Annotated in this window: 13 protein-coding genes; 3 read left to right on the top strand and 10 right to left on the bottom strand. The window is 67.2% G+C overall.

Features of this window, described 5'->3' with window-relative positions:
* Nucleotides 1-84: 84 nt before the first annotated feature.
* From ntrC to J2850_RS05580, 4 genes are all read right to left on the bottom strand, one after another.
* Nucleotides 85-1,530: a nitrogen regulation protein NR(I) gene (ntrC, locus tag J2850_RS05595; RefSeq protein ID WP_209979657.1), complete on the bottom strand. Its 1,446-nt coding sequence runs from the start codon at nucleotides 1,528-1,530 to the stop codon at nucleotides 85-87.
* A complete protein-coding gene (locus J2850_RS05590) occupies nucleotides 1,530-2,744 on the bottom strand; it encodes a two-component system sensor histidine kinase NtrB (RefSeq protein ID WP_209979655.1) in 1,215 nt (404 codons plus the stop codon). Before J2850_RS05590 ends, ntrC begins: the two co-directional genes overlap by 1 nt.
* Nucleotides 2,744-3,730: a tRNA dihydrouridine synthase DusB gene (gene dusB, locus J2850_RS05585; RefSeq protein ID WP_209979653.1), complete on the bottom strand. Its 987-nt coding sequence runs from the start codon at nucleotides 3,728-3,730 to the stop codon at nucleotides 2,744-2,746. Before dusB ends, J2850_RS05590 begins: the two co-directional genes overlap by 1 nt.
* 118 nt (nucleotides 3,731-3,848) lie before the next feature.
* Entirely contained in the window at nucleotides 3,849-4,679 is an 831-nt protein-coding gene (locus tag J2850_RS05580) for a cytochrome C assembly family protein (protein WP_209979651.1), read from the bottom strand.
* Between the two features lie 164 nt (nucleotides 4,680-4,843).
* On the opposite strand from J2850_RS05580, the gene J2850_RS05575 reads away from it, so the two are divergent.
* From J2850_RS05575 to J2850_RS05565, 3 genes are read left to right on the top strand one after another with little or no spacing between them, the layout of a single operon-like run.
* Entirely contained in the window at nucleotides 4,844-6,013 is a 1,170-nt protein-coding gene (locus tag J2850_RS05575) for a bifunctional 2-C-methyl-D-erythritol 4-phosphate cytidylyltransferase/2-C-methyl-D-erythritol 2,4-cyclodiphosphate synthase (RefSeq protein WP_209979650.1), read from the top strand.
* A 47-nt stretch (nucleotides 6,014-6,060) separates the two neighbouring features.
* Nucleotides 6,061-6,564 (top strand): CinA family protein, encoded by a 504-nt coding sequence (locus tag J2850_RS05570; RefSeq protein WP_209979649.1) that lies wholly within the window; start codon nucleotides 6,061-6,063, stop codon nucleotides 6,562-6,564.
* Nucleotides 6,565-6,603: 39 nt separating this feature from the next.
* Nucleotides 6,604-6,792 (top strand): 4-oxalocrotonate tautomerase, encoded by a 189-nt coding sequence (locus tag J2850_RS05565; RefSeq protein WP_209979648.1) that lies wholly within the window; start codon nucleotides 6,604-6,606, stop codon nucleotides 6,790-6,792.
* A 40-nt stretch (nucleotides 6,793-6,832) separates the two neighbouring features.
* On the opposite strand, the gene J2850_RS05560 is transcribed toward J2850_RS05565, so the two are convergent.
* The 6 genes from J2850_RS05560 to J2850_RS05535 form a co-directional block, all read right to left on the bottom strand.
* A complete protein-coding gene (locus J2850_RS05560) occupies nucleotides 6,833-7,288 on the bottom strand; it encodes a type II toxin-antitoxin system RatA family toxin (RefSeq protein WP_209979646.1) in 456 nt (151 codons plus the stop codon).
* Nucleotides 7,289-7,331: 43 nt separating this feature from the next.
* On the bottom strand, nucleotides 7,332-8,288 hold the full coding sequence (gene lipA, locus J2850_RS05555) for a lipoyl synthase (RefSeq protein ID WP_209979644.1): 957 nt from the start codon (nucleotides 8,286-8,288) through the stop codon (nucleotides 7,332-7,334).
* A 64-nt stretch (nucleotides 8,289-8,352) separates the two neighbouring features.
* Complete coding sequence (locus J2850_RS05550; RefSeq protein ID WP_209979642.1) at nucleotides 8,353-8,838, bottom strand: DUF29 domain-containing protein; 486 nt, start codon at nucleotides 8,836-8,838, stop codon at nucleotides 8,353-8,355.
* A 43-nt stretch (nucleotides 8,839-8,881) separates the two neighbouring features.
* Nucleotides 8,882-10,279, bottom strand: coding sequence for a dihydrolipoyl dehydrogenase (gene lpdA / locus J2850_RS05545; RefSeq protein WP_209979640.1), 1,398 nt, complete (start codon nucleotides 10,277-10,279; stop codon nucleotides 8,882-8,884).
* A 15-nt stretch (nucleotides 10,280-10,294) separates the two neighbouring features.
* Nucleotides 10,295-10,597, bottom strand: coding sequence for a chorismate mutase (locus tag J2850_RS05540; protein WP_209979638.1), 303 nt, complete (start codon nucleotides 10,595-10,597; stop codon nucleotides 10,295-10,297).
* 20 nt (nucleotides 10,598-10,617) lie between these two features.
* Nucleotides 10,618-11,961 carry a pyruvate dehydrogenase complex dihydrolipoamide acetyltransferase gene (locus tag J2850_RS05535; RefSeq protein WP_209979636.1) on the bottom strand — a complete coding sequence of 448 codons (1,344 nt, stop codon included), beginning with the start codon at nucleotides 11,959-11,961 and terminating at the stop codon, nucleotides 10,618-10,620.
* Nucleotides 11,962-11,964: the final 3 nt, after the last annotated feature.

Genomic DNA, 11,964 nt, shown 5'->3' with positions numbered 1-11,964 from the left:
CGATAACCGCCGAGGGGCGGCGGCCTGTCACAATTAAGACACGGCCGCCGCCCCTCGGGGCCGCATGAGGGACGCCGGCTAGTGCTATTTGATCCCGCGCATCACCTGGATGTCGAGGTCGCGGATCTTCTTGCGCAACGTGTTGCGGTTCAGGCCCAGAAGCTGCGCGGCCTTGATCTGGTTGCCGCGGGTGGCCGACAGGCTGAGCGAGATCAGCGGCCGCTCGATCTCCCGCAGAACGCGGTCGTAGAGGCCGTTGGAGGGCATGCCGTCCTTGTGGGCGGCGAAATAATCCTTCAGATGCCGCTCCACGGCGGAGGACAGCCCTTCACCCTGCGGCTCTTCCACCGGCTGGGCCGCCGGCGTGGCATCCGCCAGTTCGGCTTCGATGACGTCGAGCCCGATGACCTCCTGCGAATAGAGGGCGGCCAGACGCCGGACGAGGTTCTCCAGCTCGCGGACATTGCCCGGCCAGCGGTAGCGCTTCAGGCGATCCATCGCCGCCTGGTCGATGCTCTTGGCGGGCAGCCCCTGACTGATGCCGAGGTTCAGGAAATGCCTGACCAGCAGCGGAATGTCCTCCGTCCGCTCGCGCAGTGGCGGCAGGCGGATGGGAACCACGCAAAGCCGGTAGAACAGATCCTCGCGGAACAGCCCCTGGCGGATCAGCGTCCGCAGGTCGCGGTGGGTAGCGGCGATGATGCGCACATCGGTCTTGATCGAGGTGCGCCCGCCGACCGTGGTGTATTCGCCCTCCTGCAGCACCCGCAGCAGCCGCGTCTGGGCGTCGAGCGGCATGTCGCCGATCTCGTCCAGGAACAGGGTGCCGCCCTGCGCCTGCTCGAAGCGGCCGGTGGACCGGTTTGTGGCGCCGGTGAAGGCCCCCTTCTCGTGGCCGAACAACTCGGATTCGATCAGCTCGCGCGGGATCGCCGCCATGTTGATGGCGACGAACGCTCCGTTGCGCCGCTTGCCGTAGTCGTGCAGGGCACGGGCCACCAGCTCCTTGCCGGTACCGGACTCGCCGGTGATCATCACCGTCAGGTCGGTGCCCATCAGGCGCGCCAGCACCCGGTAGATTTCCTGCATGGCCGGCGAGCGGCCGATCAGCGGAAGCTGCTCCTCCCCTTCGGCCATCTCGCCCGGCATGGCGACCGGCGGGGTGTTGGCGTTCAGCGCCCGCTCCACCACCGATACCAGTTCCTTCAGGTCGAAGGGCTTGGGCAGGTACTCGAAGGCGCCTCGCTCCGCCGCCTTGACGGCGGTGATCAACGTGTTCTGCGCACTCATGACGATGACGCGCAGCTCCGGCCGGAGCTTCTTGATGCGCGGGATCAGGTCGAGACCGTTCTCGTCCGGCATCACCACGTCGGTGATGACGAGGTCCCCCTGCCCGTCCGCCACCCAACGCCACAGCGTCGCGGCGTTTCCGGTGGTGCGGACCTCATGCCCGAGGCGGGCGAGCGCTTGCGTCAGAACGGTGCGGATGGCGCGATCGTCATCCGCGACGAGAATGGTCGCCGCGCTCATCAACGACTCCCCCGGCCGCCTCTGGTTTGCAGGCCAGTTCCGGACATCTTCGAGTCCTCGTGGACCCTTGAGTCATCCTGTTTCGAATCATCGTACATCGGCAGCGACACCTTGAAGACGGTTCGGCGAGGCTGGCTGTCGAACTCGATGGTTCCACCATGATCGCCGATAAGCTTGGCCACCAATGCAAGACCAAGGCCAGTTCCATTCACCTTGCTCGTTACGAACGGATCGAACAGGTTGGACTGCAGATCCTCCGGAATCCCGTCGCCGTTATCCTGTACCGTCACCAGCAACGGCAGGTGCCGGCGCACGTCCCGGCCCGGCAGCGCCATGCGCACACCATGCTGGTAGGAAGTGGTCAGCGTGATCTCGCCGCCTGTTTCTGGGGCAGCCTCTGCCGCATTTTTCACCAGATTCAGGAAAACCTGCACAAGTTGGTCGCGATTGCCGTAAACAGAAGGCAGTGACGGGTCATACCGCTCGATAAAGCGTATTTTTCGGGCAAAGCCGCTCTGGGCGGCCTTGCGGACATGCTCCAGCACCGTGTGGATGTTGACGGCGGCGCGCTCCAGCGGCCGCTCGTCGGAAAACACCTCCATCCGGTTGACCAGCGCCACGATGCGGTCGGCCTCGTCGCAGATCAGCCGGGTCAGCATGCGGTCCTGATCGCTGGCGTTCTCCTCCAGCAACTGCGCGGCGCCACGGATGCCGGAGAGCGGATTCTTCACCTCATGCGCCAGCATCGCCGCCATGGCGGTGACCGACCGTGCGGCATGGCGATGGGTCAGCGAATGGTCGATCTTGCGGGCGAGCGACCGCTCATGGATGGTCAGCACGACATGGTCGGCGGGATCGCCCATCGTCGCAACCTGCACGGTGACGTGATGGGGTCCGATGCGCGGGGTGTCGATGATCACCCCATCCTGGGAAACCCGGCGGCTGCCACGGCGCACCTGCTCGATCAGCCCCATCACCGGACTGTCGGCCGGCAGCAGGTCGGGCAGCGGCATGCCTTCCATGGCGTTGGCGGACAGGTCGAAGAACTCCTGCCCCTCCAGGTTCACGAACCGGATCTCGCCGGTGCCATCCACCACCAGCACCGGATCGGGCAGGCTGTTGAGCACGACCAGCGTATCGAGCCGCGGAGACCGTGCGCCGGCCGCCCGTGACCGGCCACGGGAAACAGGGGCGGTGATCGAGGCGGGTTCCATCAGGCGGCCATCCTTTCGATTGCCGGTTCATAGAAGGAGCGGATGCGCTCGCGCACCGCGTCGGGATCGCCCAGGCGGTTGACCTCCTGCCGGAACTCGTTGGAACCGCGCAGGCCGGTGGAGTACCAGGAGACGTGCTTGCGGGCGACCTTGATGCCGCCGTCGCTGCCGTAATGGCTGAGCATGCTGTCGAAATGCTCCAGGAGCGTCTCCATCTGCTCGTGCAGCGGCGGATCGGACAGCTTCTCGCCCGTGCGCAGGTAATGCATGACCTGAGACGGGAACCAGGGACGCCCATAGCTGCCGCGCCCGATCATGACGCCGTCGGCCCCGGATTCCGCCAGCGCCCGGTCCACCGCCTCGAACCCGGTGATATCGCCGTTGACCACCAGCGGGATCGATACCGCTTCCTTCACGTTGCGCACGAAGGACCAGTCGGCGGTGCCGGTGTAGAACTGCATGCGGGTGCGGCCGTGGACCGTCACCATGCGGATGCCGCATTCCTCGGCGATGCGGGCGAGCCGCGGGGCGTTGCGGTTGCCGTCGTCCCAGCCCAGCCGCATCTTCAGCGTCACCGGGATGCTCACCGCCTTCACCACCGCCTCGAGGATGCGGCCCGCCAAAGCCTCGTCCCGCATCAGCGACGACCCGGCATGGCCGTTGACGACCTTCTTGACCGGGCAGCCGAAATTGATGTCCACGACCGCGGCGCCGCGGTCCTCGTTCAGCTTCGCCGCCTCGGCCATCACCTCCGGCTCGCAGCCGGCAAGCTGCACCGCCATCGGGAATTCCTCGGGTTCGGTCTCCACCATCCGCAGCGTCTGGCGGTTCTCGCGGATCATCGCTTGGCTGGCGATCATCTCCGACACAACGAGGCCGCAGCCCGCCCGTTTGACGAGGCGGCGGAACGGCAGGTCGGACACGCCCGACATGGGCGCCAGGATCACCGGTCCGGCGAGCGTGATAGGGCCGATTTGTATGGTCATTCTCACCTGCCCGATCGATGGGCAAAACAACAAAGTGCCAACAATTTGTGCAGATTATCACGCAGGTGCAGCGCGACGCAAGGGCATAGCCCCCAGGCCGCCCATCCCTGCCCGCCGGTCAGTACCAGGTCCCCGACCCGATGAGCACGTTGGTGACGAACTTGACCCCCGGATAGGCGAGAGTCGCCAGAAGATAGACGATCAACATGGTCCGTGCCGCCGTCCGTCCCCGCACCCCGGTGCGGTACTCGGCAAGCAACAGCACGCCGATCACCACGAAGGTCGCCAGGGACAGCAGCGTCTTGTGGTCAGGGCGGAACAGCCTGCCCTGCTCGAAATACAGGACGGCCATCCCCGTGGCGAGCCCGGCGCCAAGCACCACTTCGGATGCGATCAGGAGGGCGAGCTGGAGCCGTTCGCTCTCGGCAACCGGCGGCAGGAAGCGGCTGAGCGGCGTCGGCCGCTTGGTCTTCAGGGCGCGGGTCTGGACAACCGCCGCGAACGACGCCACGGCGCTGAGCGTCAGCAGGGCATAGGTGAAGACCGACACCGCGATGTGCAGATCGATCCAGACGCCGGGCGCGTTGCCGCGCAACACCGGCGCCGGCGCATCCTCGGTCAGCGTCGCGAACAAGCACACGACCAGCAGGTAGGGCAGCAGGATCGGCGCCAGGCGCCAGGCGGTGCCATGGAACAGGCTGAGGCCGAGAAACAGCGCCATGCAGGCGGCGGTCGTCACCCACAGGGCGGTGGAGAAGCCGGTCTGCCACTGGCCGGCCACCTGCAAGATGGCCCACATGCCCGGCCCCGCCGCCGCGAGCAGCAGAGCCCCCCAGAAGGACCAGCCCCGCCCCTCCAGTCCCTGCCCCGCGATGCGGCGATAGGGATAGAAGGCCGCCGGCACCAGGGCCACCAGCGCCGTCAGGCTCAAAAGGATGTTCTGCGACATGGACCCGAATGCGCTCCCGTCTTTCCGCCGCGTCATGCCGCCCGGCGCACCGCCGGAACACATCCCGGGCGCGCGTCAAGGCTCGGCACTTGGCGGAACCACGGCAACAGGCTAGGTTCCGCGACGTGTCCGTCAAGTGGTTATCATATCCTACGGTTTGCCCCATGCCCACCTGCATCGCTCTGATCGTCGCCGGCGGCTCCGGCCAGCGCTTCGGGGCCGAACGGCCGAAGCAGTATCTCGCCCTTGCCGGCAAGCCGGTGCTTCGCCGCACGGTCGAAGCGTTCCTGCACCACCCGCAGGTCACGGCGGTGCGGGTGGTCATCGACCCGTCCTGGCGCGAGGCTTACGAGACGGCGGTCGCCGGACTTGGCCTGCCGGGGCCGGTGGCCGGCGGCGCCAGCCGCCAGGATTCAGTGCGCAACGGCCTGGAGGCCATCGCCGCCGACGGTCCGGCCGACCTCGTGCTGATCCATGACGCCGCCCGTCCGCTGGTCGACGCCGGCACCATCGATCGGGTCATCGGGGCGCTCGATACCATGGCCGGGGCCATCGCCGCAGTGCCTGTCGCCGACACGCTGAAGCGTGCCGGCGCCGGTGCCGGACCCGCGGTCGTCGCCGATACGGTCGACCGCGAGGGGCTGTGGCGGGCCCAGACGCCGCAGGGCTTCCGTTTCCCCGACATCCTGGCGGCCCACCGTGCCGCCGCCGGGCTGTCGCTGACCGACGACGCCGCCGTTGCCGAGCGTGCCGGCCTCGCCGTGGCGCTGGTGCCGGCAAAGGAGGAGAATTTCAAGGTGACCACCCCCGACGATCTCGCGCGGGCGGAGCGCAGCCTGATGTCCGCCCTGTGGGATGTGCGCACCGGCAGCGGCTTCGACGTCCACCGTTTCACGGACGGCAGCTTCGTGACGCTCTGCGGCCTGCAGGTTCCGCACGACCAGGGACTGGAGGGCCACTCCGACGCCGACGTCGGCTTGCATGCGCTGACCGATGCCATCCTCGGCGCGCTGGCGGACGGCGATATCGGCAGCCACTTCCCGCCGAGCGACCCGAAGTGGCGCGGCGCCGACAGCGCCAAATTCCTCCGCCATGCCGCCGACCTGGTCGCCGCGCGCGGCGGCGTCATCGCCCATGCCGATGTGACCATCATCTGCGAGCGCCCGAAAGTCGGCCCCCACCGCGCCGCCATGACCGAGCGCATCGCCCAAATTCTAGGCATCGGACCCGGCCGGGTCAGCGTCAAGGCCACGACGACGGAGCAACTCGGCTTCACCGGCCGGCGCGAGGGCATCGCCGCCCAGGCAGTGGCGACGGTCCGCCTTCCCGGATAATCTCTGAACCAAAGCCCCCAAGGCCGCCGAACCGGAAGAGGACCCTCATGTTTCCCCAGCCGATCAGAGACCTCGCGGCACAGACGCTCGCCGAGTACGGCTTGGCCGGCTACATGCTGGCGACGGCGGAATCCTGCACCGGCGGGCTGATCGCCGGGGCTCTGACCGACATCGCGGGCTCGTCGAAAGTCGTCGACCGCGGTTTCGTCACCTACACCAACATCGCCAAGACCGAGATGCTGGGCGTCCCGGCCAGTCTTCTGCATGCCCACGGAGCCGTCAGCCCGGAGGTCGCCGTCGCCATGGCCGTCGGCGCGCTCGCGAAGTCGCGCGCCGACGTGACGGTGGCGGTCACCGGCATCGCCGGCCCCGGCGGCGCCACCGAGACGAAGCCGGTCGGCCGCGTCTACATCGCGACCGCAGTGCGGGGCGGCGCGGCCAAGGCGAAGGAATACACCTTCCCCGGCGATCGCGACGCCGTTCGGCTGGCGACCGTCCAGGCGGCGCTGGAGCGGTTGCGGCTGGCCCGTCCAAGCGAAAGCCTGCGCTGAACGAGCGCCGGCAAGCCCATCACAGGAAAGGGAAAAGCGATGCCGACCATCAACGTCCAGTTCTTCGAAGGACGGACGACCGAGCAGAAGCGGGACTATGCCAAAGCCTTGACCGAAGCCACCGTCAAGGCGCTCGGCTGCTCGCCGGCCTCCGTCGACATCATCTTCCACGACGTGAAGAAGAGCGACTGGGCCACCGGCGGAGAGCTGTGGTCCGACAAGGGCTGAGAATGGCGCGCGCCAGCTACTACGGCTGGCGCGGCACGCCTCAAGCCGACTGCCGCGCGCCGGCCGGGCCGTAGAGCTGGGCTGCCCGCGTCTCGAATGCCTGTACCATCCGGCGCACAGCCTCGTTGAACAGCAGGCCCATGATCTTCTGCAGCATCTTCGACCGGAATTCGAAATCGACGAAGAAATCGACGCAGCAGCCGTTGGGATGGTCGCTGAAGATCCAATGATTGTTCAGGTACTGGAACGGGCCGTCGGTGTACTGCACGTCGATGCGGCAGCCGGGCTCGTTCAGCTCCACCCGTGAGGTGAAACGTTCGCGGACCATCTTGAAACCGATGATCAGGTCCGCGAACATCACGTCGCCTTCGCGCTTGCGGATACGGGCCGCCAAGCACCAGGGCAGAAACTCCGGATACTTCTCCACGTCGGCGACCAGGTCGTACATCTGCCGGGGCGTGTAGGGAAGAACCTTCTTTTCCGCGTGCGTCGGCATACCCGTACCGTATCCTTTCTTATTTCGCCTGCACCAGTTGGTGTCAGGCGGCCGCGACACCCAGCTTGCGCAGCCGGGCTTCGCGCAGCTTCTCGAAATCCGCACCCGCATGATAGGACGAGCGCGTCAGCGGCGACGAAGCCACCAGCAGGAAGCCCTTGCCGCGGCCGACGGTGGAATAACCGTCGAACTCCTCGGGAGTCACGAAACGATCCACCGCCGCATGCTTGGGCGTGGGCTGGAGATACTGCCCAATCGTCAGAAAGTCCACATCGGCGGAGCGCAGGTCGTCCATCACCTGACCGATCTCCTCCTTCGTCTCGCCCAGGCCGACCATCAGGCCGGACTTGGTGAAGATCGTCGGATCCAGTTCCTTCACCCGCGCCAGAAGCTGCAGCGAGGCGAAGTAGCGCGCACCCGGCCGGATGTTCGGATAGAGGCGCGGCACCGTTTCCAGATTGTGGTTGAAGACGTCGGGCTTGGCCTCCACCACCACCTCGACAGCGCCCTTCTTCTTCTGGAAGTCGGGGGTCAGGATCTCGATGGTCGTGCTGGGCGACGCGGCGCGGACTGCGCGGATGGTGCGGGCGAAATGCTCCGCACCGCCGTCGGCGAGGTCGTCGCGGTCGACCGAGGTGATGACGACGTGGCTGAGCTTCAGCTTGCCGACCGCTTCGGCGACATTGTCGGGCTCATGCGGGTCCAGCAGATCCGGGCGCCCGGTCTCGACGTTGCAGAAGGCGCAGCCGCGCGTGCAGATGGAGCCCAGGATCATGAAGGTGGCGTGCTTGTGCTTCCAGCACTCCCCGATGTTCGGGCAGGCGGCCTCTTCGCACACGGTGTTCAGCTTCAGCCCACGCATCAGTTGGCGGGTCTCGTTGTATTCCTGGCTCATCGGCGCCTTGACCCGGATCCAGGCCGGTTTGCGCTGGATGGGGTTGTCGGGCTTATGGGCCTTCTCGGGGTGGCGCAGCTTCTCGGTCTGGTCGACGAGGGTCATGGTCTAAAGCTCCCGATGGCCGACGCGATGCCCCGGCCCCGACAAATAGGTGCGATGAGGATGGTCAAACCCGCCATTCCGGCGGAAACAGTTCGGCCGGATAGGCCGGATCGAGCGCTTGGTCAAGCGTGAAAGGCGGCTCGACCGGGAAATGGCCGTCGGGGGTATCGGCTTCGACGGCCGCGCGCAGGCGGGCATCCGCGTAGGCGTCCGAGAAGATCTCCGTGATGTAGGGCCGGAGGCTCGGGCTGTCCTTGATCTCCCGGATCAGCTTCTTACGCTGCTCCCGGACGGTCAGCCGCCACCCACGTTCACACCGCTCGCGCAGATCGGGGCACAGCAGCCATTTCAGCAGATGGACCAGCAACACGCCCAGGCGATTGTCGATCTCGGATTTCTGGCTGCGGCCCACGCTCTCGATCTCCTCGGCGACGTTCTCCCAGTCGACCGGGGCGTTGTTCCGCTCGGCGCCGGCACGGCGAAGCTCCTGTGCCTGGGCTTGCGTCCAGGCATAGAAATCCTCGTCATACGCGGCGCTGCTGCGGTCCATGGCTCCGTCCGGAAGGGGAAAACGCCACCTCGGAAAATCCTAGTTAAAAGTGGATCGCCCGGCCATAGGCATCAAGGACCGACTCATGCATCATTTCCGACAGGGTCGGATGCGGGAACACCGCATGCATCAGTTCGGCCTCGGTCAGCTCCGACGACTTGGCGATGCCGTAGCCCTGGATCAGCTCGGTCACTTCCGCGCCGATCATGTGGGCACCCAGCATCTCGCCGGTCTTGGCGTCGAAGATGGTCTTGATCAGCCCCTCCGGCTCGCCCAGCGCGATCGCCTTGCCGTTGCCGACGAAGGGGAAGCGGCCGACCTTGACCTCGTAGCCGGCTTCCCTGGCCTTCTTCTCCGTCAGGCCGACCGAGGCGATCTGCGGGTGGGAATAGGTGCATCCGGGGATGTTGCGGACGTCCAGCGCGTGCGGGTGCTTGCCGGCGATGTGCTCGGCGACGATCACGCCCTCGTGGCTGGCCTTGTGAGCGAGCCAGGGCGCGCCGGTCACGTCGCCGATGGCGTAGACGCCCGGCTCGTCGGTCTGGCACATGCCGTTGGTCTGGATGTGGCCGCGGTCCAGCTTGACCTTGGTGTTCTCCAGGCCGAGGTTCTCGGTGTTGGGGCTGATGCCGACGGCGACGATGACGCGGTCGACCGTGATGTCCTCGGTCTTGCCGCCGGCTTCGACGGCCACGGTCACGCTGTCGGCGGCCTTGCGCAGGTTGCCGGCCTTGCCGCCGGTGATGATGCGCATGCCCTGCTTCTCGAAAGCCTTGCGGGCCATGCCGGAGATTTCCTCATCCTCCACCGGAAGGATGCGGTCCATCACCTCGACCACGGTGACCTTGGCGCCCAGCGCGTTGTAGAAGCTGGCGAACTCGATGCCGATGGCGCCCGAGCCGATGACCAGGAGCGACTTCGGCATGCGGTCCGGCGTCATCGCCTTGCGGTAGGTCCAGACCAGCTTGCCGTCATCCTCCAGCCCCGGCAGCGTGCGGGCGCGGGCACCGGTGGCGATGATGATGTGCTTGGCGCCGAAGGTGCCGACCGGAGCGTCGCCCTTGGTCACCGCCACCTGGCCCTTGCCGGCCAGCTTGGCGGAGCCCTCGATCACCGCGACCTTGTTCTTCTTCAGCAGGTGCTTGACGCCGCCGTTGAGCTGGCCGGCGACCTTGCGCGAGCGCTGGACGACCTTGTCGAGGTCGAAGGACGGGTTCTGGATGACCAGCCCGTAGTCGGCGGCGTGCTTGGCGAGGTGCAGCACCTCGGCCGAGCGCAGCAGCGCCTTGGTCGGGATGCAGCCCCAGTTCAGGCAGATGCCGCCCAGGTTCTCGCGTTCGATAACGGCGGTGTGCAGCCCGAGCTGCGCGGCGCGGATCGCCGCGACGTAACCGCCCGGCCCGCCGCCGATGACGATGACGTCGTAATTCATGTCGGCCAAGGGTGTTCTCCCCATTCAGGAGCGAGGCGTGCCGTCCTTGCCGGCGGCGAAGATGCCGTCCTCGACCCGGCACGCCTCGTCGATGATCGTCTGGTACAGGGTGGCCATGAAGTCCGGGTCGAGGCCGCAGGCTTTGCCCGCCTCGGCAGCCCGCCGCTTGACCGCTTCCACGCGGTCGGGCAGGAGGGCCGGCAGGCCCTCCTCCATCTTGACCGCCGCGACGCGGTGGACGACGGACAGGCGCCTGCCCAGCAGTGCGACGATCTCGTCGTCGATGGCGTCGATCTCGGCGCGGAGCGGGGCAAGGCGTTGCGACATCGATCCGGATCCTCGAACCGTCAGAGCAGCATCGACAGCGGATCCTCAAGCAGCTTCTTCACCGCCGCAAGGAATTCCGCACCGACGGCGCCGTCGGCGATGCGGTGGTCGAAGGTGCCGGTCAGGCTCATCACCGTGGCGACGGCGATGGCCCCGTCCTTGACCACCGGACGCTGCTCGCTGGCGCCAACCGCCAGGATGCAGGCCTGCGGCGGATTGATGATCGCGGCGAACTGCTTGACGCCCATCATCCCCAGGTTGGAGATGGAGATGGTGCCGCCTTGATACTCCTCGGGCTTCAGCGCGTTGTCGCGCGCCTTCTTGGCCAGGGCCTTCATCTCGTTGGAGATCTCGGCCAGACCCTTGGCTTCGGCCTTCTTGACGATCGGGGTGATCAGGCCGGTCGGGGTGGCGACCGCAACCGAAACGTCGGCATGCTGGTACTGGAGCGTCGCCTCGTCGGTCCAGGCGGCGTTGATCGCCGGGACCTTCTTCAGCGCCAGGGCCACCGCGCGGATGATGAAATCGTTGACCGACAGCTTGTAGGCGTCGGACCGGCCGTTCAGCTCGGCCCGGACCTTCATCAGCGCGTCGATCTCGATATCGACGGTCAGGTAGTAGTCGGGAACGGTCCGCTTCACCTCGCCCAGACGCTTGGCGATGGTCTTGCGCATGCCGCTGTTGGGCACCGCCGTGTAGGCGATGCCGAGCTTGTCGGCGAGCGCCTTGGCGTCGATCCCTTCCGGCTTGGTCGCCGGGGCCGGTGCCGCCGGAGCTGCGGCCGGAGCCGGGGCGGCGGTGGCGGTTGCCGGAGCGGCTGCCGCCTTGGCCGGACCGGCGGCCTTCGCCGCCTCGACGTCCGCCTTGACGATGCGGCCGTTCGGCCCGGTGCCCTTCACCGACTTCAGGTCCACGCCGGCCTGCTCGGCGATGCGGCGCGCCAGCGGGCTGGCGAACACGCGGTCGCCAGAGGCTGCGGGAGCCGGAGCCGCCGCCGGAGCAGCGGCGGGCGCCGGAGCGGCGGCGGGAGCTGCCGCCTGGGCCGACGGGGCGGCGGGAGCGGGGCTCGCCGCAGGAGCCGGAGTGGCGGCGCCGGCGGATGCCAGCGCGCTTTCGTCCTCGCCCTCTTCCAGCAGGATGGCGATCGGCGTGTTCACCGCAACGCCCTGGCTGCCGGCGGCGACCAGGATCTTGCCGATGCGTCCCTCGTCGACCGCTTCGACCTCCATGGTCGCCTTGTCGGTCTCGATCTCGGCGAGCACGTCGCCGGACTTCACCGTATCGCCTTCCTTCTTCAGCCACTTGGCGAGGTTGCCCTCGGTCATCGTGGGCGAGAGGGCGGGCATCAGAATCTGAACGGTCATCCT

Source organism: Azospirillum picis (assembly GCF_017876115.1).
In the GTDB taxonomy this organism is placed as follows: Bacteria; Pseudomonadota; Alphaproteobacteria; order Azospirillales; family Azospirillaceae; genus Azospirillum; species Azospirillum picis.
The sequence above is the reverse complement of the archived record's forward strand: the minus strand, read 5'-3'. Positions and strand labels throughout refer to the sequence as shown.